Raw genomic sequence first — 21,580 nt, forward strand, 5'->3', positions numbered from 1 at the left:
CAACACATAACAAATGTGGGAGCTGGCTTGCCTGCGATGCAGACACTGCGGTGCGTCAGTTACACCTCGGTGATGCTATCGCAGCGGTGCGACGACTCGACAAGTCAGCTCCCACATTTTTAGCCGGTTTTCGTCAATCAAGCCGTTGCGCGATGCAAACTGGCGAGAAACCCTGCAGCTCCCACAAACAAGCCTGCAAACGTGCGGTTCATGCGTTTTTGCTGCTTGGGTGTGCGCAGCAGCCGCAAGACTTTCGACGCAAGCCCCGTGTAACCCGCCATTACGATCATATCGACGCTGATCATGGTTGCGCCCAAGATCAGGTACTGGACCAGCAGCGGCGCCTGCGGGTTCACGAACTGCGGCAGAACCGCCAGCATGAACACCAGGGCCTTGGGGTTGCTGGCGTTGACCAGGAAGCCACGGAACATCATCGCCATTGGCTTGCCGATCGGGCGTATCGTCGCATCCTCGCTCATGTCCATCGGCAAGGCGCGCCACTGTTTGATGGCCAGGTACACCAGGTACGCCACACCAAACCATTTGATCGCATAAAACGCGGTCGAAGAGGCCGCAAGAATGGCACCCAGGCCGCCCGCCACCACGGCGATCTGCATCGCCAGGCCCAGTTGCAGGCCAATGGCGTTCCAGTAGCCGCGCAGGAAACCGTATTGCAGGCCGCTGGACATCGAAGCGATGGCACCAGCGCCGGGGGAAAGAGAGATGATCCAACTGGCCAGGAAAAAGGCAAGCCATGTGTCGAGTGCCATTACACACCTCAGAGAAGAATTAGCGGTTATGCCTAAAGCTAACTCCGCCGAGTGAAGGCTGGCTACAGATTTTTACCCGCATTGAGTGTCAACGGTCACCCGGAAACATATGGGTACCTGGCCAACGTCGCACCGAGCGCTGGAAGAACAGACTATTTGGCACCTGTACCATCGCACTGTCAGTGCCAGCCTCCTCCACTTCGATCAGTGTGGTGTAGAGCAAGTTAATCGCCACCACCCGGCCTTTTACACCCGGCTTGTCGACGGTATCCACCAGCTCGACGATATCACCGAGGCGAAACGGCCCGACAGTGAAGATCAAAATCGCACACAGCAGGTTGGACAGTACCGACCACATGGCAAAAAACGCCACGGCCGCGACTGCAACAAACCCCGACAACGCCGTCCACAAGACAGTGGCGGAAACGCCCAGGCGCTCCAGCACAAAAATCAGCGCACTGCCCATGATCAGCCAGCGCAGGCCGCCACGCAGTGGCATCAGCAACTGCGGTGGGAACGGGTAGCGTTCACCCAGTCGATTCAAGCCTTTGGCCACGAAGCGCTGGGCGAAATAACCCGCCAGCAGGATCAGCAGTATCTGCACGCCGACCCAGATCGGCGCGATCCATTGTGCCGGCAGCGGCAACTGCAACGCTTCCATCAGGACAGCGCCTCCAGCTCCGCTTGCAAGGTTTCGAGCACTTCGAGGGCTTCCATCCAGGTTTCCTCCAACTGCCCTTCGCGCACCTTGAGCTTGGCCTGTTCGGCCAGCAGGTCGCGCAGCTCGTCCTTGCGCGCCGCCTCGTAGACGGCGCTGTCGCCCAGGCTGGTTTCGATTTTGGCCAGGCGCTCATGCACCTTGCCCAGTTCGGCTTCCAGCTTGTCAGCTTCGCGCTTGTGCGGCGCCAACTGCTGGCGCAGGGCAGCGGCGGCCTGGCGCTGGGCCTTCTTGTCGGTCTTGTCAGGGTTCACCGGCGTATTACTCACCGGCGCGTTGCGCAGGCGGTAATCGGTCAGCCAGCGCGCATAGTCGTCCAGGTCGCCGTCGAACTCTTCGACCTTGCCGTCAGCCACCAGCAGGAAGTTGTCGGTAGTGCTCTTGAGCAAGTGGCGATCGTGAGACACCACCAGCACCGCGCCACTGAATTCCTGCAGGGCCATGGTCAGCGCCAGGCGCATTTCCAGGTCCAGGTGGTTGGTCGGTTCGTCGAGCAGCAGCAGGTTCGGCCTGTCCCAGGCAATCAACGCCAGGGCCAGACGGGCTTTTTCGCCACCCGAGAAATTCAGCACCGGCTCATCAATGCGTGCGCCACGGAAGTCGAAGCCGCCGAGGAAGTCGCGCAACGTTTGCTCGCGCTCTGTCGGCGCCAGACGCTGCAGGTGCAGCAACGGGCTCGCCTTGGAATCCAGGGAATCCAGCTGATGCTGGGCGAAGTAGCCCACCACCGTGTTCTCGCCACGGGTCAGGCGGCCGGCCAAAGGCTCAAGCTCGCCGGACAGGTTCTTGATCAGCGTCGATTTGCCCGCGCCGTTAGGGCCGAGCAAGCCGATACGCGCACCCGGTGTGAGCTGCAGCTTGACCTTCTCCAGGATGGTTTTGTCGCCATAACCCAGGCGTGCATCCGAAAGATCCAGCAAGGGGCTGGAGATTTTCACCGACTCACGGAATACAAAGTCGAACGGCGAATCGACATGGGCCGCCGACAGCTCTTCCATGCGCTCCAGCGCCTTGATCCGGCTCTGGGCCTGGCGGGCCTTGGTGGCCTGGGCCTTGAACCGGGCGATGTAGCTTTCCATGTGCGCACGTTGCGCCTGCTGCTTTTCGAAGGCCTGTTGCTGCTGGGCCAGACGCTCGGCGCGTGCGCGTTCGAACGCGGTGTAGCCGCCTCGGTACAGCGTGATTTTCTTCTGTTCGACGTGGGCAATGTTATCGACCACGGCGTCGAGGAAGTCCCGGTCGTGGGAAATCAGCAACAAGGTGCCCTGATAGTTCTTGAGGAAGTCTTCCAGCCACAGGATCGCATCGAGGTCCAAGTGGTTGGTCGGTTCGTCGAGCAGCAACAAGTCCGAGGGGCACATCAGCGCCTGGGCCAGGTTCAGGCGCATGCGCCAGCCACCCGAGAAGTCGGCGACCGGGCGATCCATCTGTTCGTTGGTAAACCCAAGACCGGCCAGCATCTTGCGGGCACGGGCATCGGCGGTGTAACCGTCGGCACTGTCCAGCTCCGAGTGCAGGCGGGCCTGAGCGGCGCCGTCCTGGGCTTTCTCGGCCTCGGCCAGGTCGTGTTGCACCTGGCGCAGGCGCAGGTCGCCATCGAGCACGTAGTCGATCGCAATGCGGTCGAGGGTGTCGATCTCCTGGCGCATATGGGCGATGCGCCAGTCGGCCGGCAGCAAGCAGTCCCCGGAATCCGGGGTCAGCTCACCCAGCAACAGGGCGAACAACGTGGATTTGCCGGCGCCGTTGGCACCGATCAGGCCGGCTTTGTGACCGGCGTGCAGGGTCAGCTCGGCGTCTTCAAGAAGACGTTGCGGGCCACGCTGTAATGTTAGGCTTTGAAGTCGGATCATAATGGCGGCGGAGTCTACCAGCTTCGTTGGCCGCTGGCTTGGGTGTGAATATGTGCGCTGACCTGTGGAGCTTTGCCCTATCGATTTACGCCCGCCCAGGGTGCGAAGCCGCCTGCCTGCGCTTGCAGGAACACGGCGCGGATGTGTGCCTGTTGCTGTGTGGCGCCTGGCTGGAGCAGCGTGGCGTTGCACTTGAGCCTGCGCGTATTCAGGCACTGCAGCAGCTAGCACGCCCTTGGCAAAAAACGGTGGTCAAACCGTTACGACAGATGCGCATGCAATGGCGATCCCTGGCGCAACAGGATATGCCTCTGGCGGCATTACGCGAGCGAGTCAAAGCTCTGGAGCTGGAGGCCGAACGGGAATTGTTAGCGCGCCTGGAAGCGTTGGCGCAGGCATGGCCGACTGGGGAAGTGAGTCAACCGAAATGGCTGGAAGGCTTGGCGACCGAAGCCGCCAACCTTGACCACGACGCGCTGCAGCAGCTGCGCGTCGTGGCCACCCGCACTTAGGAAGCGCTGGTTGGGGTGGTGCTTGGCGCTACCGGTGCAGGGGTGCTGCTGGCCGATGCGGTTGGAGCGCTGGACGCTGCCGGGGTAGCAGGCGCGGCTGCCGGAGTTGCTGGCTTGGCCGGAGCAGGCTTGGCAACGGCTGGCTTTGCAGCTGGCTTAGCGGCAGCAGGTTTGGCAGCTGGCTTAACGGCCGGTTTCGCGGCAGCAGGTTTGGCAGCTGGCTTAGCGGCTGGTTTTGCAGCAGCGGGTTTAGCCACTGGCTTGGCGGCTGGTTTCGCAGCAGCAGTTTTAGCAGCTGGCTTGGCCGCTGGTTTTGCAGCAGCGGTTTTAGCTGCTGGCTTGGCCGCTGGCTTTGCAGCAGCGGTTTTAGCTGCTGGCTTGGCAGCTGGTTTTGCAGCAGCGGTTTTAGCTGCTGGCTTGGCCGCTGGCTTTGCAGCAGCGGTTTTAGCTGCTGGCTTGGCCGCTGGCTTTGCAGCAACGGTTTTAGCTGCTGGCTTGGCCGCTGGCTTTGCAGCAGCGGTTTTAGCTGCTGGCTTGGCCGCTGGTTTTGCAGCAGCGGTTTTAGCAACTGGCTTGGCCGCTGGTTTTGCAGCAGCAGTTTTAGCAGCTGGCTTGGCCGCTGGTTTTGCAGCAGCGGTTTTAGCAGCTGGCTTGGCCGCTGGTTTTGCAGCAGCGGTTTTAGCAACTGGCTTGGCCGCTGGTTTTGCAGCAGCGGTTTTAGCAGCTGGCTTGGCCGCTGGTTTTGCAGCAGCAGTTTTTGCAGCTGGCTTGGCCGCAGCCTTGGCTGGAGCTTTCGACGCGGCAGCTTTTGCCGGTGTGCGGGCGCCCAATACTTTAGCCACAGCTTCTTTCACTCGACCAACGCCCTGGGCCAGTTTCAGGCTTTCCTGAGCATCTTTTTTGAGTTGGGAAATGTAAGTGCGGGTTTCAGCTTGGCGATCCTTGAGAGCGTCCAGCAGGTCCTCAAGTTCTTTGACCGCGTCTTTGGCTTTGGCTTGTGCCTTGGCTTTGCCGGCAGTCGCGGCGTCTTGCAGTTTGGTGCGGGATTTGTGCAGCTTTTCTTGCGCTTTACCGCGTTGTTTTTCCAGTTTGGCGAGCAGTTTTTCTGCATCGGCCAACGCTTGGGAACATGCGCTTTCCAGATGTTCGAGCAAGCTGCCCGAAAGTTGTTGGAGTAAATGCAACGGGGTATTAACAGGCTTCTGTTTGGCCGACATGGTTTACCTCCTGGCTGACGTGGGTGCGGCTCATACTAGCCCTCTGCTCTTACCGCCGCTAGGGCATGTTGACAGTATCGTTTGCCTTGCGTTGCACCGTGAGTAAATTCTTATCGATATAACAAAAAACTGCGGCACTTTTTGCCCACTCACACTGGCATAATCCGTCGCACTTTCGGCGGGAGAAACAGCATGTCGCGTTATCTTTTTTTAGTGCTTGGCTTGGCGATTGGCGTGGCCAATGCAGGCGAGCAATCGCCGTCCAAAACCACCGCCCCAGACCCACACGACCTTGCCTACAGTTTGGGCGCAAGCCTCGGCGAGCGCTTGCGCCAGCAGGTTCCCGACCTGCAGATCCAAGCCCTGCTCGATGGCCTCAAGCAAGCCTATCAGGGCAAGCCATTGGCGCTGGACGATGCACGCATCGAACAGATCCTTGCGCAACACGAAGCACAAAACGCTGCCGACGCCGAGGTTCCACAAAGCGAAAAAGCCCTCGCTGCCGAACAGCAGTTTTTAGCCAAGGAAAAATCCGTCAGCGGCGTGCGTGAACTGGCAGATGGCATCCTGCTAACCGAGCTGGCACCCGGCAACGGCAGCAAACCGCTGGCCAGTGATGAGGTGCACGTAAATTACGTAGGACGGCTGCCCGATGGGACAGTCTTCGACAAGAGCACTCAGCCCCAATGGTTTCGCCTGGACAGTGTGATCAGTGGTTGGAGCAGCGCGCTGCAGCAGATGCCGGTAGGCGCGAAATGGCGCTTGGTAATTCCCTCCGCCCAGGCCTATGGTGCCGACGGTGCGGGTGAGTTGATCCCGCCGTATACGCCACTGGTGTTCGAGATCGAATTGCTCGGCACTCGCCACTGACCCAATAAAAAACGGTGCGCCATGGCACCGTTTTTTTATCTCACTCTGAGGGTCAAGCCTGGGCGGCCGACTCTTCTTTGTGAGCGTTGTGCAGCACTTCGATCAGGCAGTCTTCCAACTCGAAGCGCTCATGCAGCAACCCACCCAGCTCTTTGAATTTCTCAATGACACACTTGCCGGCATCACACAGGTCGTTAAAGGCAACGAGCTTCTCAGTGATAGCCTCCAAGCGCGGATAGATAGTATCAGCCAGCTCCAACCCTCGATCATCGCCAAAGGCTTTAGCCTCCTTGGTCAGTTGATCGTAGACACCAAAGTGGCCCGTAGATACGTAATCCATCAGCACGCCGCAGAACTCTTGCAACGGTTTGCGATTCTCAGCCAGTGCCTCGGGCTTGGCGCCAAGAGCATCAAAGGCTCGAACCAGTTCGTGACGTGCCTTCAACCAGCTGTCGATCAGCTTGTGCACTCCACCCCAGCGTTCCTGAGCATTCTGACAACTTTCCAGCATGGTGATCTCTCTTCCCTATAGGGGCGCTGCCGCCTGTGCCCGCGCAACACCTCAAACATTGAGGCGGGAGCCGGACAAGGCCGCATGTCACAAACGGTTTCTATAACGCGTGCGGGCCAGATTATGCCCGCATGACTATGGCTTCAAGGTACGCAGGAGAGAAAGTTCATACAAGTGTTTAATCCCGTCCTACACATTACGGCGAATTTTCAATACCTCGCAGGGTGCAAGCGACGGCCCGGCAACAATCGTGAAAACTGCATGATGCCGAGCACCAGCATCGCCAAAAAGAACAACAGGCTCCATTCGGGCAGGCTCAGGTCAAACAGTGTCCAGTTGAGCTCTACGCAGTCCACGGTGCCTTTTACAGTCAGTTGCAGTGCTTGCCATAACGACAGGTTTTCAATCATGTAGTGAAGACTGGGCCAGCAATCACTGGCCTGCTCCGGCGCGGCATTTTGTAGCAGCACCTGGCGTACCGCAGTGATGGCCCCGAGCATTGCGCAGCCCATGCTGGCCAACCCGTATAGGTAGACCCCTGAACGTTTTGGGTTATGAATCGCCGCAGCCAGGTTAATCAGAGTGAATGCGGCCAAAAAGATGCGCTGCACCTGACACAGGAAGCAAGGACGCAAGAGCGCGCCGAACTCAAGATAAAAAGACGCACCCAACGTCAGCGCACCAGCCAAGAACGCCAGGAGAAACAGAGAGCGTGAAGGGGCCAAAGACATTGTCATCCGTACCGCAGGAGATAGACCCTTACGGTAGAGTAAAGGCCTGACTCCTTTCAATACGCGCCAGAGCAGACAATTCCGCAACAGCCTGGGGATATGCCGTCAGAACCTGGATGACTTCAAGCAGTTGGCGGTAGGAATTTGCTACGTAGAGCTTTAGCGCCCGGGTTTTACGCGATAAAGAAAGGTTGGCCCTCAGAAAGGTCCGGCCAACCTTGACCTTCATTCCTACACTCGCGCAGGCACCGGCAGCGGTGATGCCAGCAAGCGGCTGTCCAGAAGCCCCAGACCTTCCTGGAACAACTGGTTGCTGCGCTCGGTGTCGCCCAGTTGGGCCAGCAAGCGCGCCAGCTCAGCACAGGCTTCGGGATTACGCTGCACTTGCAGGCTGCTTTCCAGATAGTCGCGTGCTTTGCCCCACAGACTGTTTTGCAGACACAGGCGACCCAGTGTCAACAACAGGCTGGCATCCCCCGGATGGTCTTTGAGCCAGCCTTCGGCAAATTTCAGCTGACGGCCCGGGTCACTGCCACGCAACAAACCGTAAAGCCGGATCAGATGGCTGTCATAGCCGCGCTTGATTGCGCCACGCAGCACTTCTTCGGCCTTGGCGTCAGCACCCAGCCGACGCAGTTGCTCAGCGTAAGCCAACACCAGTTGCGGTTCCTGGCGCTGGGCGGAGGTCAGTTGCTCCCACGCTCTCTCCAAAGACTGCAACCCGGCTTCGCCCTGCTGTTCACGCTCGACCGCCAGCCCAAGGTTTTCACCCCAGGCACGGCGCTCAAGCTCAGCCAGCTCGGGAGCGGGAAGTACCTTGTCCTTTCGCAGTTCGGGTAACAAGCGAATCACCGACGGCCAATCGCCCCGCTGCTGATGCAGACGCTGCAATTGGCGCAAGACCTGCGCGTTATGTGGGTGACGCTCGTACATCGCTTGCAACGTCACCAGCGCACCTTCAGTGTCGCCACGGTCCATCTGCAGTTGCGCATGGCTCAGGGCCACAGCCAGTTCCGCCTGTGGCTGGCGTTCCAAGGCACGCTCCAGCAAACCGTCGGACTCCGCATACCGGCCCAGTTCGTTGGCAGCACGTGCGGCGCCGAGGTAGTACAACAACGGCTGACGCTCGGCTTCAGCAGCGCGATGCAGGTGACGTTCGGCGCTGGCCCAGCGGCCCTCGGCGAGGTCCATCTGGCCTTGCTCGATGGCTATCTGCACACGACGGCTGCGGTTACGCCGCGACCATGGGTTGACTACGCCACCGGAGGTGGTGAGCAAGCTGAGCAGCACACGCAGCAGGTAGATCACCAGAAAGACGGCAAACACCGCCACCAGCGTGGCCCACAGGCTCGATTCGTAATGCAGCAGATGGGGATAGGTAATCAGCACGTAGCCGGTGTGTTTCGAAATACCCACGCCCAGTGCCAGAGCGATCGCAACCGCCAACACCAGGATCACATAAAAACGCTTCATCGGCTCTACTCCTGGGTCGCCGGCGTGCCCGCCGACGCCTTGGCTTCATCGGCAGACAGATGACGGCGCTCAAGATAGGCCTGCACTGCGGCCAGGCTGCTGGCCAGGTCCGGCGTCACCACCGAAACCGCCTTGGGCTCGAGCTCGGCAATGCGCGCCAGCATCGCCTTGCTCTGCGGGTTGTCCTGATTGAAGTTGTCCTGCAGCACGCTGCGCGCTTCACCCAGCGAGCGGCTGTACACCGCCGTTTCGCCGTTAAGTGCGGCCCACTGGGCTTGCTCCAGCGCCAGGCTCAGCGCCAGGCGCACCTGATTCAGGCCTTGGCCGGCGAGCAACGGGCGAATGTTGTCATCGGGGTTGAAGTCGATTCGGAAGTAACGAGAGATCTGCTCCCACCACTGGCTCAGGCGATTTTCCGTATCGGTGGTCGAGCGCCCTTCGGATGCAGGTTCAGTGAGCTGATACTCCGGTGCGATAGCCGCAAGCGCTACGACCTGATCGCGCAGTGCCGCCAGTTGCAGGTACAAACCGGTGCGGTCGGGTTGCTCGGTACTGCGTAGCGCGGCAAGGCTCTTGGCCAACTGCTCGCGGGCGGCGTAGGCGCCTGGGTCACTCTGTTCGCGCAGAATTTCGTCAGCACCCTGGACCAGTGACTGGGCGCTGTTGATGTCCTGCAAGGCAGAGAGGCGCAAGCTGGCCAGGCGGATCAGGTGTTCGGCTTCAGCCAGGCGCCAGTCCTGGCGACTGGCGCCCAGCACGGTTTCAAGGCGTTGGCTCAGACGCTGCTGGTCACCCTGCAATTGGGCGACCAGGCGGCGGCGCTCCTCAAGCTCGTCCGCCCCAGGCAACTGCGCCAGGCGCGCCGCCAGCTGTTGCTGGCTTTGCTTGAGGGATTGGGATTGATCATCAAGGGTCTGTACCTGGCCCAACTGCTGCTGGTTGCTGGCTTGCAGGGCACGGACCTGCCAGATCCCCCAGCCACCGGCGGCGACGCCTGCGGCACCGAGCAACAGGGCCACAACCGCCAGGCCATTGCCACGGCGTGGCGCGGCGACCTGCGACTCAACCGGCGCATCAAGTGCGGGTTGGGTGTCATCTTTAGGCAAGGTTGTTTCGCTCACGTATCCGTCCTTTGCGTATCAGAGAGTGGGCGCTGCATGCCTTATGAGGCAGCGCTGCGCAACGCCACTAACAAAGCCGCGGCACTCGCGCCGCGACAATCCACAACTTTTTCTGCACCAGCGGCCCGCGCCATTTCAGACACGCGAGGGCTGGGCACGAACAACGGCAGCTGAGCCACCTTCGGCCAATCGGGGCCGGCCAGGGCTTGCAGGTGTAAAAAACCCTGCCCACTGCTGACCACCAGGCCGTTCAAGCGTTCCAACTGGATGCGTTGCATCAGCGCCCCGGCGGGGTAAGCCGGGAGGAAACGACGATACAACTCCAGATAATCGACACTAGCACCTTGCTCACGCAAACGCTCAGCCAGCAACTCCCGGCCGCCCTCGCCACGCAGGATCAACACCCGGGCACCGGGCTGCGCGGCAGCTTCGCGCAAGGCCGGCAATTGAAGCAAGGCCTCGCTGTCGTCGCCGGTTTGCGGATAGTGAACGTTGAGACCGTGATCGGCCAGTACCTGCGCAGTGGCAGCGCCCACACTGAACCACGGCAACGATGGCCAGGGCTGCTGCAATTGCTGCACAGCCAGGCGTGCAGCCGGTTTGCTCACCACAATCACCGCGCTATAGCGGCCCAGGTCAGCAAAAACAGCCCGTTGCTCGGGCGTGGCGGGCAAAGCTTCGGTATCCAGCAACGGCAGGCTGCTGCTGAAAATACCAGTTTGGGCCAACAACGCAGCCACGGCCGCCGACTCTTCAGCGGGCCGCGTCAGCAGCACGCGCCAATCGGTCACTGCGGGCCGGCCTCGCCGTAGACTTTTTGCAGAATGGCGCCGGCGCCCTTGCCCAGCAACTCTTCTGCGACCTGGATACCCAAGGCGGTCGCGTCACGTTGTGGCCCACGCACCTGGGCGGTGAGCAACGTGCCGCCGTCCGGATCACCGACCAAGCCACGCAGCCAGAGGTTTTCACCTTCAAGCACCGCGTAGCAGGCAATCGGCACTTGGCAGCCACCGTTGAGGTGCTTGTTGAGGGCACGTTCAGCAGTGACACGCACTTCGGTGTCGTGGTGGTCGAGGGGTTTGAGCAAGGCATGGATTTCGCTGTCGGCGGTGCGGCATTCAATGCCGACTGCGCCCTGCCCGCCGGCTGGCAAGCTGTCTTCGACGCTGATGGCCGAGGTGATGCGGTCTTCGAAGCCCAGGCGGATCAAGCCGGCAGCCGCAAGGATGATCGCGTCATATTCGCCGGCGTCCAACTTGGCCAATCGGGTGTTGACGTTGCCGCGCAAAAAACGAATCTGCAGGTCCGGGCGACGGGTCAGCAATTGCGCCTGACGACGCAGGCTGGAGGTGCCGACGACGCTGCCCAACGGCAGGTCATCCAGGGACACGTAGGTATTGGAGACGAAGGCATCACGCGGGTCTTCACGCTCGCAGATGCAAAAAAGACCCAGGCCTTCGGGGAAGTCCATGGGCACGTCTTTCATCGAATGCACGGCGATGTCGGCTTGGTTTTCGAGCAGCGCGGTTTCCAGTTCCTTGACGAACAAGCCCTTGCCGCCGATCTTCGACAGGGGTGAGTCAAGCAGCTTGTCGCCGCGACTCACCATGGGCACCAGGGATACTTTGAGGCCTGGATGAGCCTGTTCAAGGCGTGCTTTGACGTATTCGGCCTGCCACAAGGCCAGGGCGCTTTTACGAGTGGCGATGCGGATTTCGCGAGAGGACATGGATCAATCCGTACTGAATAGATACGGCAGATAATAACAGCTCAGGCAAACACGCTTTGATTTGAATCAGCAAGTGCGGGGCCTCCCTGGCCACGTCGCACCGGGATATCGGAATGCAGGCCTCGCTACAGCCCTTGGGCTAAAGCTGCTGCATCATCTTGCGCACGCCGGCGACATGACGTCGGCTGACGATCAAGGCATCACCGTTAAGCCCTTTAAGGAACAACTGAAAGTGCCCCAAAGGCGTGCGCTGCAAGCGTTCTATTCGCTCGCGCGCCACCAGTGCGTTGCGGTGGATGCGCACGAAGCGGTCGCCAAACTCATCTTCAAGGGCCTTGAGCGGCTCGTCGAGCAACACTTCGCCGGTCTCGTGACGCAGGGTCACGTACTTGTGATCGGCAATAAAGTAGACCACCTGGTCCAACGGGATCAGTTCGATGCCCTTGCGGGTCCGCGCGCTGATATGGCTGCGCGGCCCATTGCCACTTTGGGCGGCCGGCTGGGTCAGCGCAGCGAGTTGCACGCGGTTTGGTCGCTCGGCCTTCTTAAGGGCCTTGAGCAATGCTTCACTCGCCACCGGCTTGACGATGAAGCTGACACCGCTGGCTTCCAGGGTCTCGGTGGAAAACTCTTCTTGAGCGGCACACAGCACCACGGCAGGTGGCGATTCTCGCTCACTCAAACGGGCGGCGACTTGCAGGCCATCAAGGCCCGGCAAGCGGATATCGAGCAACACCACGTCCGGCTTGAGGCTGTCGATCAGCGTCAACGCCTCTTCGCCGTTGGTGGCGCTCGGTTCAAGGACTGTATAACCCTCGAGTTCACTGACCAAACGGCTCAGTCGCTCGCGGGCTTGGGGTTCGTCATCAACGATCAGGACATTCATATTGCGCTGGATTCCTGCGTGAGTCTCGCACAAGGATAGCGTAGACAGGTGCGGTGACTTGCGTCACAGCGATCCACGCTAAGACTAGCGCGAGCGGCAAAAAGTGCCCCGGCAGCGGCACCCAAATTTACCCGGACCTGTTCAATTGCGCCCAAGACCTGCTGCCTTTGGGCATCGTCGTAGGGTTTGCTGATACACAATCCGAATACCCCCCTTTTTTAATGGATAGTCTGGGCTATGACCGCATCACCCGACTTTGGTGCATTCACGCTCTATCAGTGCAACTGTAGACGCTCGCTGAGACGATATTGCTCAATCGTCAAATATCGTTTCAATTAACGCCTGCCCCCAGTCTCGTCCCGGATGCGTTCGGCGGCAAGGCACTTAGCCATCCTTGGCGCAAATAAAAATGCCGATCACCCGTAGCATCGCCTCAACGGGCAACCCTGTTATTATCGGCGGCACACCTCCACGCCTCTTTTTAAGCAGATCACGAGCGAATCCATGAGCACCGACAAGACCAACCAGTCCTGGGGCGGCCGCTTCAGTGAACCCGTCGACGCCTTCGTCGCGCGCTTCACCGCCTCCGTCACCTTCGACCAGCGCCTCTACCGCCACGACATCATGGGCTCGATCGCCCACGCCACGATGCTGGCCAAGGTCGGCGTGCTGACCGACGCCGAGCGCGACAGCATCATCGACGGCCTGACCACCATCCGCGGTGAGATCGAAGCCGGCACGTTCGACTGGCGCGTCGACCTGGAAGACGTGCACATGAATATCGAGGCGCGCCTCACCGACCGCATCGGTGTGACCGGCAAGAAACTGCACACCGGTCGCAGCCGTAACGACCAGGTGGCCACCGATATCCGCCTGTGGCTGCGCGACGAGATCGACCTGATCCTGGCCGAAATCACCCGCCTGCAAAAAGGTCTGCTGGAGCAGGCCGAGCGTGAGTCCGGCACCATCATGCCCGGTTTCACCCACTTGCAAACCGCGCAGCCTGTGACCTTCGGCCACCACTTGCTGGCCTGGTTCGAAATGCTCAGCCGCGACTACGAGCGCCTGGTGGACTGCCGCAAGCGCGCCAACCGCATGCCGTTGGGCAGCGCGGCATTGGCCGGCACCACTTACCCGATAGACCGCGAATACACCGCGCAGCTGTTGGGTTTCGACGCCGTGGGCGGCAACTCCCTGGACGGCGTGTCGGACCGCGACTTCGCCATCGAATTCTGCGCCGCCGCCAGCATTGCGATGATGCACCTGTCGCGCTTCTCCGAAGAGCTGGTGCTGTGGACCAGTGCGCAATTCCAGTTCATCGACCTGCCGGACCGCTTCTGCACCGGCAGCTCGATCATGCCGCAAAAGAAAAACCCCGATGTACCGGAGTTGGTGCGCGGCAAGAGCGGCCGTGTGTTCGGCGCGCTGATGGGCCTGCTGACCTTGATGAAAGGCCAACCCCTGGCCTACAACAAGGACAATCAGGAAGACAAAGAGCCGCTGTTCGACGCTGCCGACACCTTGCGCGATTCGTTGCGTGCGTTTGCAGACATGATCCCGGCGATCAAGCCCAAGCACGCGATCATGCGTGAAGCGGCATTGCGCGGTTTCTCCACTGCCACCGACCTGGCGGACTACCTGGTGCGCCGTGGCCTGCCATTCCGTGACTGCCACGAAATCGTCGGTCATGCTGTGAAGTACGGCGTGGACACCGGCAAGGACCTGGCGGAAATGAGCCTGGAAGAACTGCGCCAGTTCAGCGACCAGATCGAGCAGGACGTGTTCGCCGTGCTGACCCTTGAAGGCTCGGTGAATGCCCGTAACCACGTGGGCGGCACTGCGCCGGCGCAGGTCAAGGCAGCCGTTGTGCGCGGCCAGGCACTGCTCGCCAACCGCTAAAAGCATCGCAGGCAAGCCAGCTCCCACACTTGAATGGGTTCACAATTCAAAATGTGGGAGCTGGCTTGCCTGCGATAGCGTCATCCCAGCAGCCAAATATCTACTTCTTGGCCGCAATCATCGCCATAAACGCCGGCATCGCTGCCTCCCTGTCCGCCGCCACCCTCTTGGCGTTGGGCATCTCATGCAAGCGCTCCAGCAAGGCCTTGGCCTTCGGCAACTGCGCCAGCAAATCCAGGCCAAACAGCTTCTCGCCCACCGCGCAGGCGAGGTTCACGCTGTACATGAAATACAGATCGGCAATCGTGAAGCTCTCACCCGCCACATACGGCGCGAACTTGCCGTGCCGGCCCAAAGAACCAACCCCCAGCAACAACTCAGCCTTGGTTTTGTCCTTGATCGCATCCGGCACCGGCATACCAAAGAACGCCTCGGCAAAACACGCGCGGGCGGGCAACTCGATATACAGCTCGATCTCCCGGCACAACGCCAGCACCTGGGCGCGCTGATACGGGTCGGCGGGTAGCAATGACGGGCCTTCCTGGGTTTGCTCGATGTACTCGAGGATCACGCTGGTTTCGTTGATAAAGCCTTGCTTGACGCCCAGCACCGGCACCTTGCCACGCGGGCTGACGGCCAGGGCTTCAGGGGTTTGGCCTGCGTAAAACGGCACTTCTTCGAACGGCAGGCCTTTCTCCAGCAGCGCCAGTTTGACCATGTTGTAGTAGTTGCTGACCGAAAATCCGTAAAGCTTGAGCATTGCGAATGCCTCCAGGCCGGGTGTGGGGTTGGCTGCAAGAGTTATAGATCCATGCAGGCCGCCTGACCAGCAGCATCAGTTGCCTGAATGGCGGTAGACTGGCGCCCTTTCCTTGAGGAGCCTGCCATGAGCGAGCCGACCGATATCGACAGCGACGAAGAAGAGTTCACCGAAAATACACTGATCGAAGCGATCGAAAATCAGATCGAAAGCGACAACCCGCCTGCCGCCAAGGCTACGTTCAACAAACTGACCCTGGTGGGTTATGAGCGTGAAGAGATCCTGAATCTCATGGCTCACGTGCTGGCTTTCGAGATCGACGCGATGCTGGACGAGGATCGCGCATTCAATACCGAATGGTACGAAACAGCACTGCGGGCGCTGCCTGAGTTGCCGCCGGAAAAGGAATAGTCCGGGCACGCAGCAACACGCTGGACAGTTCGGCAAAGTGCGTTCACCTTATGGCCTGCTAGCCTCTAATAAATTTTAGAAAGTCTGGAGTCCTTATGTCGTATACCCCTGAGTTGGTTGCCGAACTGGAAATCCTTGTACTCTTCCCCTTGGACAGCACCAAGGAAGGTCTGAAAGTCCACCAGACCGCCGCGCCTACTGCCATCGCCGCTGCCAAACGCCTTCATGCCAAAGGCCTGATCGACCAGCCGGATGGGGGCTACCTGACCAGCCTCGGCCGCGACGCTGCCGAGCAAGCGCAAACCCTGCTGACTATCCTGACTACCGCCACTACCAAAGAAGCTGCCTGACACCTTACTGTCGCCCATGGGGTCCGCCTGCTGCGGATTCCGAGGGCGTTGCTGTGGGCCGCACAAAATTCTGACGCCAAAAAGCCACATATCATCTAAACCTCCTACGCTTCTGGCTGTAAACTCCTACACGGCCGCCCACGTCGGGCTCTGCGAGCCAACGACCCAGAAATGACCCGCACCCATGAAATCCGCCCCGACTTGGACGAAGGCATCGACCGCAAGGTGCTGGCCCAGTTGCGTGCGCGCTTCATGGCCCTCAATGCAGGCCGCATGGCCCGCGCCGTCGAAGGGCTGACGCCGCGCCAACAAAGCGTGCTGACCCTGCTGCCGTTGTTTTTCCACGTCAACCACCCGCTGTTGCCCGGCTACGTCTCGAGCAGCACGCCGGCAGGCTTGTCGAATTTCGAACCCGACGCCCAGGCCCTCACCGAAGCCCAGCGCCTGACCCGCTCTTTCTCCTATAAGCCGCGCCATGGCAACCCGCCGCGGCCGATCCATGGCCTGTTCCTGATGGGCAGCCTCGGCACCTTGGCCCAGGCGGACCAGAGCGACATGGACGTGTGGGTCTGCCACGCTGCGGACCTTGTCGAGAACGAACTGGCCGAGTTGCGCAAAAAGTGCCAGTTGCTGGAAGCCTGGGCCTTGACCATGGGCGCCGAGGCGCATTTCTTTCTGATCGAGCCGACGCGCTTTGTTTCAGGCGAGCGCGATACGCAACTGAGTTCCGACGACTGCGGCACGACTCAGCATTACCTGTTGTTGGATGAGTTCTACCGCACCGCCATTTGGCTCGCCGGGCGCACGCCCATCTGGTGGCTGGTGCCGGTCTATGAAGAAACCCGCTACGCCGAGTTCACCCACGCGCTGATCTCCAAACGTTTTATCCGCGCCGATGAAACCCTCGACCTCGGCCACCTGGCGCACATCCCGCCGGGCGAATTTATCGGCGCGGGGTTGTGGCAACTGTTCAAGGGCATCGAGTCGCCTTACAAATCGGTGCTCAAGCTGCTACTGACCGAGGTGTACGCCAGCGAACACCCGAACGTGCACTGCCTGAGCCTGCGCTTCAAACGTGCGGTGTTTGCCAACCAGATGGACCTGGACGAGCTGGACCCGTACATCGTGGTCTACCGTCGCATCGAGGAATACCTCAGGGCGCGCAATGAACCCGATCGCCTGGAGCTGGTACGCCGCGCGCTGTACCTGAAGGTCAATCGCAAGCTCAGCGCCGGCCAACGCAGCACCAGCTGGCAGCGGCTGTTGCTGGAACGCCTGGCCCATGAATGGGGTTGGGACCAGCGCCAACTGGCCTTGCTGGACAGCCGCAGCCAGTGGAAAGTGCGCCAGGTGGCTTCCGAGCGCCGCGCATTGGTCAGCGAACTCAATTACAGCTACCGCTTTCTCACCCAATTCGCCCGCACCGAGCAGACCGTCAGCCTGATCAACAAGCGCGACCTCAATGTGCTGGGTCGACGCCTGTATGCCGCGTTTGAGCGCAAGGCCGGCAAGGTCGAGTTCATCAACCCCGGCATCGCCCCGGACCTGGCCGAAGACACCCTGACCCTGGTGCAATCGCCCAACCGCAAAGAGCCCGGCCAGCACCACTGGGGCTTGTACAACGGCAACCTCACGGCGCTGGAATGGGAGCACTTCGCGCCGATCAAGCGCAGCCGCGACCTGTTGGAAATGCTCACCTGGTGCCATCGCAACGGCGTAATCGACAGCAGCACGCGCCTGGCCTTGCACCCAGGCGTCAGCGACATGACGGAATTCGAGCTGTTCAACCTGCTGGGCTGCCTGCAACAGACCATCGCCCTGCCCCTGGCCAGCGTTGATGAAGACCGTCTGTTGCGCTCGGCGGTGCCGGAAGAGGTGCTGTTGCTGATCAACGTCGGCGTCGACCCGCTCAAGCATCACCGCGACTTGAATATCCTGATGACCACCGAGCGCACGGACTCCCTGAGCTACGCCGGTGTGCGCGACAACCTGGTGCTGACCCTGGATCAGGTCACGCTCAACAGTTGGAACGAGGTATTGGTCAGCCGCTACGACGGCCCCCATGCACTGCTCGACTGCCTGCGCGACTACCTCAACCAACTGCCGCCGAACCACCTGCCACGCCTGCGGGTGCGCTGCTTCTGCCACAACCGTGCGCAATTCATTGCCCAGCGGGTGGAAGAAATTTTCGACACCGTGCAGAACCTGCTGCTGAGCCAGTCCAATCACCGCTACCTCCTGCAGGTGCAGCAGCACTATCACGTGATGGAACTGACGCCGGGCCAGGCCACTCACGTGCCACTGCTGACCCAGGATGCGCTGATCGCCTACCTCAGCGAAGAACTGGCCAGCTACAGCCCGCTGCACCTGGATGCCATGGCGCTGGAAGACCACGACCTGGCCCTGCTGCTGCCCATGGGCGTGGCTGATTGTGTGCAGGTGTTCTACCGGGCCAATGAAGGCTTCGCCGAGCTGTATGTGCTGGATGAGTTCAACGCGCTGTGGCAGCAACGCTTGCCGTTTCATGATGAGCAAAGCCTGCTGGCGCCGCTGCAGCGCTTCCTGCAGTCGATCATCTATCGCCGCGAAGCGCTGGCACCGCTGGACACGCAACAGCCGCTGGGTGAAGTGCAGATTTTGTATTACCAACTGTTGCCGTCAGGCAGCCACCGCGCCCGCGGCATCGAGCCTCGGCCGGTGCCGCAAAACCCGGCCAACAAGCCGTTTTATGACGTGCAGGCGATTATCGGCAAGGCCGCACCCGGCCAGGTCGGCATCACGCTGTATTGCAATCAACGGGAGTTTTCGGAGTTGGAGTTCGGCGACCAACTGTTTGCCGTGGTCGCCCAGGAAATCGTCGGGCAACGCCGGGAGACCGAGCTTTACCGCTGCTACATCACCGACCTGGACCTGTCCGGCCTGCTCGGTGATGTGCAAAGCCCGAGCAACTTGTATCTGCGTTACAAGGCCGAGCTGGAGTTGTCGCTGAATGCGGCGCTGAGCCAGATTTAGAGAGGGAAGGCGCCGCCATCTTTGGGCTGGCCTTCGACGCTGAGCAATTCAAGCTTGAGGGTTTTGCCGCCCGGCGCCGGCCAGTCGATGTGCTGGCCCACTTGCAGGCCAAGCAAGGCGCTGCCTACCGGAGCCATGATCGAAATTTTGCCTTCATCGGCGTTCGCGTGCTTCGGGTACACCAGGGTCAGGTGGTAGTCCTTGCCGCTGCCTTGCTCACGGCAATGCACGCTGGAGTTCATGGTCACGACACCCGCAGGCACTTCATCGTGGCCAACCACGTCTTCGGCGCGGTCGAGTTCGGCTTGCAACGCTTCGGCGCCGGGAGAGTCGTCGCCCAAGCGGTCGATCAATTGCTCCAGACGCTGCACGTCAAGACGGGTAAGAATGATGGAAGGTGCGGTCATGATTCAGGCAGACTCCTTTTTTCTGCACAAAAAAGCAAAACCCCGCCAGGAAAAGGCGGGGTTCTCACGGGCCTCGATGAGTTGAGGCGTACCCGGACACTACCACAGCGTCACAAATAAACAAGACGGCCTCAGGCGCGCGCCCTGCGCTGTTCGGCCTCGGCGCAGATCACCCGGCGCCGGGCATCGTCGGCGGAGCGCCATTCACGGATGTCTTCCACGTGCCGGTGGCAGCCGAGGCAGACTTTTTGCTCGTCCAGGCGACACAAACTGATACAAGGTGACGGCACTGCCGGGCTGACATTGCTGAACAGCGGCTTGGGTGGGCGTACAGGTGCAGGCTGGGTCACGATCAGATCTCGTCGAAGTCCAGCTCAGCGCCGGCTTGTTCCTGGACCAGGCGTGCGAGCATTTCGCTTAACAGCTCATCGCTGGTATCGCACTGCCAGTTTTTGTCTTCTTCGTTGTAGTCGAAGTGAAAACCACCCGAACGCGCCGCCAGCCATAGCTGACGCAGCGGCTCCTGACGGCTGAAGATCAGTTGGGTGCCGTTTTCAAACTTAACGGTCAGCACGCCAGCCGAGTTCTCCAGGTCCACATCCAGGCCGCTGTCGTCGAAAATATCTTCCAGCGCCTGCTGGGTCGAATCCACCAGGTCGTGAAAACGGGCTTCGGTCAAACTCATTGTGGGAACCTCGAAAAGTGTCTGGTCACGCTCAAGCGGCGCACGATACGGACGCGCCATGATGATTGCAAAGGATACCGATTTCATTACCCGCAGCCGCGTGAAATATCCTCATTTAGCGTAGGCCGAATCGCGACATGCTCGGCAAACCCCCGCCGGACGGGTATTACGGCGCATAGGCAAGCTGCCGGGTGGTCGGTATACTCGGGCGCAATTAATGCATATTCAAGGATTTCGCCATGAAGCGCCTGATCTCTTCCCTTGCTGCGCTCGTCGCGGTCGCTTGCCTCGTTAGTGCCTGTGGTCAAAAAGGCCCGCTGTACCTGCCCGATGACAGCAAAGACCCGAACGACCAGGCACAGTCGTCGCAAAAAGCTGCGAAAGCGCATAAGCACGACACTTACTAAGGGAACATCATGGACGCTTTTAACTACCGGGACGGCGAGCTGTTCGCGGAAGGCGTGGCGCTGTCCGCGATTGCCGAGCAGTTTGGCACCCCGACCTATGTGTACTCGCGTGCGCACATCGAAGCCCAATACCGCTCGTTCACCGACCCACTGGAAGGCGTTCCACACAGGGTGTGCTACGCGGTCAAGGCCAACTCCAACCTGGGTGTACTGAATGTCCTGGCGCGTCTTGGCGCTGGTTTTGACATCGTTTCCCGTGGCGAGCTGGAACGTGTTCTGGCTGCCGGCGGCAAGGCTGACAAGATCGTCTTCTCGGGCGTCGGCAAAAGCCGCGAAGACATGCGCCGCGCGCTCGAAGTGGGCGTGCATTGCTTCAACGTCGAATCCACCGACGAGCTGGAGCGCCTGCAAGTGGTCGCCGCCGAGATGGGCGTTCGCGCGCCGATCTCCCTGCGCGTCAACCCGGACGTCGATGCCGGCACGCACCCGTATATCTCCACCGGTCTCAAAGAGAACAAGTTCGGCATCGCCATTGCCGACGCCGAAGACGTGTACATCCGTGCCGCACAGCTGCCGAACCTGGAAGTGCTGGGTGTCGACTGCCATATCGGCTCGCAACTGACCACCCTGCCTCCGTTCCTGGACGCCCTTGATCGCCTGCTGGCGCTGACCGATCGCCTTGGCGAGTGCGGCATCTACCTGCAACACATCGACCTCGGTGGTGGTGTGGGTGTGCGTTATCGCGATGAAGAGCCGCCGCTGATCGCCGATTACATCAAGGCTGTGCGTGAGCGCACCGAAGGCCTCGGCCTGACCCTGATGTTCGAGCCGGGCCGTTATATCGTTGCCAACGCCAGCGTGCTGCTGACCCAGGTCGAGTACCTCAAGCACACAGAGCACAAGGATTTCGCCATTGTCGATGCAGCAATGAACGACCTGATTCGCCCGGCGCTGTACCAGGCGTGGATGGACGTCACTGCCGTAACCCCGCGCGAGGGCGAAGGCCGCGCCTACGATATCGTCGGCCCGATCTGCGAAACCGGCGACTTCCTGGCCAAGGATCGTCAGCTTGCGCTGGAGGAAGGCGACCTGCTGGCCGTGCATTCGGCCGGTGCCTACGGGTTTGTCATGAGTTCCAACTACAACACCCGCGGCCGTGCCGCCGAGGTGCTGGTGGACGGTGATCAAGCGTTTGAAGTGCGTCGCCGCGAGACGGTAGCCGAGTTGTTTGCTGGCGAAAGCCTGCTGCCGGAGTAAG

General features: G+C 60.6%; 23 protein-coding genes. 8 read left to right on the forward strand and 15 right to left on the reverse strand.

Features of this window, described 5'->3' with window-relative positions:
- Nucleotides 1–137: 137 nt before the first annotated feature.
- The 3 genes from HBO41_RS24270 to HBO41_RS24280 all read right to left on the reverse strand — a co-directional run bounded on the left by HBO41_RS24270 (nucleotide 138) and on the right by HBO41_RS24280 (nucleotide 3,341).
- Nucleotides 138–770 (reverse strand): LysE family transporter, encoded by a 633-nt coding sequence (locus HBO41_RS24270; protein WP_017135232.1) that lies wholly within the window; start codon nucleotides 768–770, stop codon nucleotides 138–140.
- Nucleotides 771–858: 88 nt separating this feature from the next.
- Nucleotides 859–1,431, reverse strand: coding sequence for a mechanosensitive ion channel family protein (locus HBO41_RS24275; RefSeq protein WP_169988013.1), 573 nt, complete (start codon nucleotides 1,429–1,431; stop codon nucleotides 859–861).
- Nucleotides 1,431–3,341 (reverse strand): ATP-binding cassette domain-containing protein, encoded by a 1,911-nt coding sequence (locus HBO41_RS24280; RefSeq protein WP_056860786.1) that lies wholly within the window; start codon nucleotides 3,339–3,341, stop codon nucleotides 1,431–1,433. Before HBO41_RS24280 ends, HBO41_RS24275 begins: the two co-directional genes overlap by 1 nt.
- A 50-nt stretch (nucleotides 3,342–3,391) precedes the next feature.
- Here HBO41_RS24280 and HBO41_RS24285 point away from each other — a divergent pair, with 50 nt between their 5' ends.
- The gene (locus tag HBO41_RS24285) at nucleotides 3,392–3,853 is read left to right on the forward strand and encodes a TIGR02444 family protein (RefSeq protein ID WP_099550281.1); all 462 of its coding nucleotides are present in this window, start codon (nucleotides 3,392–3,394) and stop codon (nucleotides 3,851–3,853) included.
- On the opposite strand, the gene HBO41_RS24290 is transcribed toward HBO41_RS24285, so the two are convergent.
- Nucleotides 3,850–5,070 carry an AlgP family protein gene (locus HBO41_RS24290; RefSeq protein ID WP_169988015.1) on the reverse strand — a complete coding sequence of 407 codons (1,221 nt, stop codon included), beginning with the start codon at nucleotides 5,068–5,070 and terminating at the stop codon, nucleotides 3,850–3,852. The two genes, HBO41_RS24285 and HBO41_RS24290, sit on opposite strands and share 4 nt — an antisense overlap.
- A 192-nt stretch (nucleotides 5,071–5,262) precedes the next feature.
- Between HBO41_RS24290 and HBO41_RS24295 the strand changes: the two genes are divergently transcribed.
- Nucleotides 5,263–5,940 (forward strand): FKBP-type peptidyl-prolyl cis-trans isomerase, encoded by a 678-nt coding sequence (locus HBO41_RS24295; RefSeq protein ID WP_017135008.1) that lies wholly within the window; start codon nucleotides 5,263–5,265, stop codon nucleotides 5,938–5,940.
- Between the two features lie 52 nt (nucleotides 5,941–5,992).
- Here HBO41_RS24295 and HBO41_RS24300 read toward each other — a convergent pair whose 3' ends face one another.
- The 7 genes from HBO41_RS24300 to HBO41_RS24330 all read right to left on the reverse strand — a co-directional run bounded on the left by HBO41_RS24300 (nucleotide 5,993) and on the right by HBO41_RS24330 (nucleotide 12,391).
- Nucleotides 5,993–6,451, reverse strand: coding sequence for an Rsd/AlgQ family anti-sigma factor (locus HBO41_RS24300; RefSeq protein WP_017135007.1), 459 nt, complete (start codon nucleotides 6,449–6,451; stop codon nucleotides 5,993–5,995).
- A 209-nt stretch (nucleotides 6,452–6,660) separates the two neighbouring features.
- Nucleotides 6,661–7,182: a disulfide bond formation protein B gene (locus HBO41_RS24305; protein ID WP_017135006.1), complete on the reverse strand. Its 522-nt coding sequence runs from the start codon at nucleotides 7,180–7,182 to the stop codon at nucleotides 6,661–6,663.
- A 231-nt stretch (nucleotides 7,183–7,413) separates the two neighbouring features.
- Nucleotides 7,414–8,655 (reverse strand): heme biosynthesis protein HemY, encoded by a 1,242-nt coding sequence (locus HBO41_RS24310; protein ID WP_017135005.1) that lies wholly within the window; start codon nucleotides 8,653–8,655, stop codon nucleotides 7,414–7,416.
- A 5-nt stretch (nucleotides 8,656–8,660) separates the two neighbouring features.
- Nucleotides 8,661–9,776 carry a uroporphyrinogen-III C-methyltransferase gene (locus tag HBO41_RS24315; RefSeq protein WP_099550279.1) on the reverse strand — a complete coding sequence of 372 codons (1,116 nt, stop codon included), beginning with the start codon at nucleotides 9,774–9,776 and terminating at the stop codon, nucleotides 8,661–8,663.
- Nucleotides 9,777–9,817: 41 nt separating this feature from the next.
- The gene (locus tag HBO41_RS24320) at nucleotides 9,818–10,567 is read right to left on the reverse strand and encodes a uroporphyrinogen-III synthase (RefSeq protein ID WP_017135004.1); all 750 of its coding nucleotides are present in this window, start codon (nucleotides 10,565–10,567) and stop codon (nucleotides 9,818–9,820) included.
- The gene (gene hemC, locus HBO41_RS24325; RefSeq protein ID WP_017135003.1) at nucleotides 10,564–11,505 is read right to left on the reverse strand and encodes a hydroxymethylbilane synthase; all 942 of its coding nucleotides are present in this window, start codon (nucleotides 11,503–11,505) and stop codon (nucleotides 10,564–10,566) included. The genes HBO41_RS24320 and hemC overlap by 4 nt, the downstream gene beginning before the upstream one ends.
- A gap of 139 nt (nucleotides 11,506–11,644) precedes the next feature.
- On the reverse strand, nucleotides 11,645–12,391 hold the full coding sequence (locus HBO41_RS24330) for a LytTR family DNA-binding domain-containing protein (RefSeq protein WP_099550278.1): 747 nt from the start codon (nucleotides 12,389–12,391) through the stop codon (nucleotides 11,645–11,647).
- 504 nt (nucleotides 12,392–12,895) lie between these two features.
- Between HBO41_RS24330 and argH the strand changes: the two genes are divergently transcribed.
- On the forward strand, nucleotides 12,896–14,290 hold the full coding sequence (argH, locus tag HBO41_RS24335; protein WP_099550277.1) for an argininosuccinate lyase: 1,395 nt from the start codon (nucleotides 12,896–12,898) through the stop codon (nucleotides 14,288–14,290).
- Between the two features lie 100 nt (nucleotides 14,291–14,390).
- Here the strand turns inward: argH and HBO41_RS24340 are convergent, their stop codons facing one another.
- Nucleotides 14,391–15,050 carry a glutathione S-transferase family protein gene (locus HBO41_RS24340; RefSeq protein WP_099550276.1) on the reverse strand — a complete coding sequence of 220 codons (660 nt, stop codon included), beginning with the start codon at nucleotides 15,048–15,050 and terminating at the stop codon, nucleotides 14,391–14,393.
- 126 nt (nucleotides 15,051–15,176) lie between these two features.
- On the opposite strand from HBO41_RS24340, the gene HBO41_RS24345 reads away from it, so the two are divergent.
- The 3 genes from HBO41_RS24345 (at nucleotide 15,177) to HBO41_RS24355 (ending at nucleotide 18,823) form a co-directional block, all read left to right on the forward strand.
- Nucleotides 15,177–15,461, forward strand: coding sequence for a hypothetical protein (locus HBO41_RS24345; RefSeq protein WP_017135000.1), 285 nt, complete (start codon nucleotides 15,177–15,179; stop codon nucleotides 15,459–15,461).
- Nucleotides 15,462–15,556: 95 nt separating this feature from the next.
- The gene (locus HBO41_RS24350; protein ID WP_010207442.1) at nucleotides 15,557–15,811 is read left to right on the forward strand and encodes a TIGR02647 family protein; all 255 of its coding nucleotides are present in this window, start codon (nucleotides 15,557–15,559) and stop codon (nucleotides 15,809–15,811) included.
- A 171-nt stretch (nucleotides 15,812–15,982) separates the two neighbouring features.
- Nucleotides 15,983–18,823, forward strand: coding sequence for a class I adenylate cyclase (locus tag HBO41_RS24355; protein ID WP_169988017.1), 2,841 nt, complete (start codon nucleotides 15,983–15,985; stop codon nucleotides 18,821–18,823).
- Here the strand turns inward: HBO41_RS24355 and rnk are convergent.
- The 3 genes from rnk to cyaY all read right to left on the reverse strand — a co-directional run bounded on the left by rnk (nucleotide 18,820) and on the right by cyaY (nucleotide 19,915).
- The gene (gene rnk / locus HBO41_RS24360) at nucleotides 18,820–19,230 is read right to left on the reverse strand and encodes a nucleoside diphosphate kinase regulator (protein WP_017134998.1); all 411 of its coding nucleotides are present in this window, start codon (nucleotides 19,228–19,230) and stop codon (nucleotides 18,820–18,822) included. The genes HBO41_RS24355 and rnk overlap by 4 nt on opposite strands.
- Before the next feature lie 131 nt (nucleotides 19,231–19,361).
- Nucleotides 19,362–19,580 carry a DUF1289 domain-containing protein gene (locus HBO41_RS24365; protein WP_017134997.1) on the reverse strand — a complete coding sequence of 73 codons (219 nt, stop codon included), beginning with the start codon at nucleotides 19,578–19,580 and terminating at the stop codon, nucleotides 19,362–19,364.
- Between the two features lie 2 nt (nucleotides 19,581–19,582).
- Nucleotides 19,583–19,915: an iron donor protein CyaY gene (gene cyaY, locus HBO41_RS24370; protein ID WP_099550435.1), complete on the reverse strand. Its 333-nt coding sequence runs from the start codon at nucleotides 19,913–19,915 to the stop codon at nucleotides 19,583–19,585.
- A gap of 239 nt (nucleotides 19,916–20,154) precedes the next feature.
- Here cyaY and HBO41_RS24375 point away from each other — a divergent pair, with 239 nt between their 5' ends.
- Nucleotides 20,155–20,322: an LPS translocon maturation chaperone LptM gene (locus HBO41_RS24375; protein ID WP_017134995.1), complete on the forward strand. Its 168-nt coding sequence runs from the start codon at nucleotides 20,155–20,157 to the stop codon at nucleotides 20,320–20,322.
- A 9-nt stretch (nucleotides 20,323–20,331) separates the two neighbouring features.
- The gene (lysA, locus tag HBO41_RS24380) at nucleotides 20,332–21,579 is read left to right on the forward strand and encodes a diaminopimelate decarboxylase (protein ID WP_017134994.1); all 1,248 of its coding nucleotides are present in this window, start codon (nucleotides 20,332–20,334) and stop codon (nucleotides 21,577–21,579) included.
- Nucleotide 21,580 lies beyond the last annotated feature (1 nt).

The sequence above is a fragment of the Pseudomonas sp. WS 5146 genome, assembly GCF_012985495.1.
Taxonomy (GTDB): domain Bacteria; phylum Pseudomonadota; class Gammaproteobacteria; order Pseudomonadales; family Pseudomonadaceae; genus Aquipseudomonas; species Aquipseudomonas edaphica.

Bases quoted from the DNA above. Each gene is read 5' to 3' on its own strand.
- HBO41_RS24270 (WP_017135232.1), bottom strand. From the start codon at position 770: ATGGCACTCGACACATGGCTTGCCTTTTTCCTGGCCAGTTGGATCATC.
- HBO41_RS24275 (WP_169988013.1), bottom strand. From the start codon at position 1,431: ATGGAAGCGTTGCAGTTGCCGCTGCCGGCACAATGGATCGCGCCGATC.
- HBO41_RS24280 (WP_056860786.1), bottom strand. From the start codon at position 3,341: ATGATCCGACTTCAAAGCCTAACATTACAGCGTGGCCCGCAACGTCTT.
- HBO41_RS24285 (WP_099550281.1), top strand. From the start codon at position 3,392: ATGTGCGCTGACCTGTGGAGCTTTGCCCTATCGATTTACGCCCGCCCA.
- HBO41_RS24290 (WP_169988015.1), bottom strand. From the start codon at position 5,070: ATGTCGGCCAAACAGAAGCCTGTTAATACCCCGTTGCATTTACTCCAA.
- HBO41_RS24295 (WP_017135008.1), top strand. From the start codon at position 5,263: ATGTCGCGTTATCTTTTTTTAGTGCTTGGCTTGGCGATTGGCGTGGCC.
- HBO41_RS24300 (WP_017135007.1), bottom strand. From the start codon at position 6,451: ATGCTGGAAAGTTGTCAGAATGCTCAGGAACGCTGGGGTGGAGTGCAC.
- HBO41_RS24305 (WP_017135006.1), bottom strand. From the start codon at position 7,182: ATGTCTTTGGCCCCTTCACGCTCTCTGTTTCTCCTGGCGTTCTTGGCT.
- HBO41_RS24310 (WP_017135005.1), bottom strand. From the start codon at position 8,655: ATGAAGCGTTTTTATGTGATCCTGGTGTTGGCGGTTGCGATCGCTCTG.
- hemC (WP_017135003.1), bottom strand. From the start codon at position 11,505: ATGTCCTCTCGCGAAATCCGCATCGCCACTCGTAAAAGCGCCCTGGCC.
- HBO41_RS24330 (WP_099550278.1), bottom strand. From the start codon at position 12,391: ATGAATGTCCTGATCGTTGATGACGAACCCCAAGCCCGCGAGCGACTG.
- argH (WP_099550277.1), top strand. From the start codon at position 12,896: ATGAGCACCGACAAGACCAACCAGTCCTGGGGCGGCCGCTTCAGTGAA.
- HBO41_RS24340 (WP_099550276.1), bottom strand. From the start codon at position 15,050: ATGCTCAAGCTTTACGGATTTTCGGTCAGCAACTACTACAACATGGTC.
- HBO41_RS24345 (WP_017135000.1), top strand. From the start codon at position 15,177: ATGAGCGAGCCGACCGATATCGACAGCGACGAAGAAGAGTTCACCGAA.
- HBO41_RS24350 (WP_010207442.1), top strand. From the start codon at position 15,557: ATGTCGTATACCCCTGAGTTGGTTGCCGAACTGGAAATCCTTGTACTC.
- HBO41_RS24355 (WP_169988017.1), top strand. From the start codon at position 15,983: ATGACCCGCACCCATGAAATCCGCCCCGACTTGGACGAAGGCATCGAC.
- rnk (WP_017134998.1), bottom strand. From the start codon at position 19,230: ATGACCGCACCTTCCATCATTCTTACCCGTCTTGACGTGCAGCGTCTG.
- cyaY (WP_099550435.1), bottom strand. From the start codon at position 19,915: ATGAGTTTGACCGAAGCCCGTTTTCACGACCTGGTGGATTCGACCCAG.
- HBO41_RS24375 (WP_017134995.1), top strand. From the start codon at position 20,155: ATGAAGCGCCTGATCTCTTCCCTTGCTGCGCTCGTCGCGGTCGCTTGC.
- lysA (WP_017134994.1), top strand. From the start codon at position 20,332: ATGGACGCTTTTAACTACCGGGACGGCGAGCTGTTCGCGGAAGGCGTG.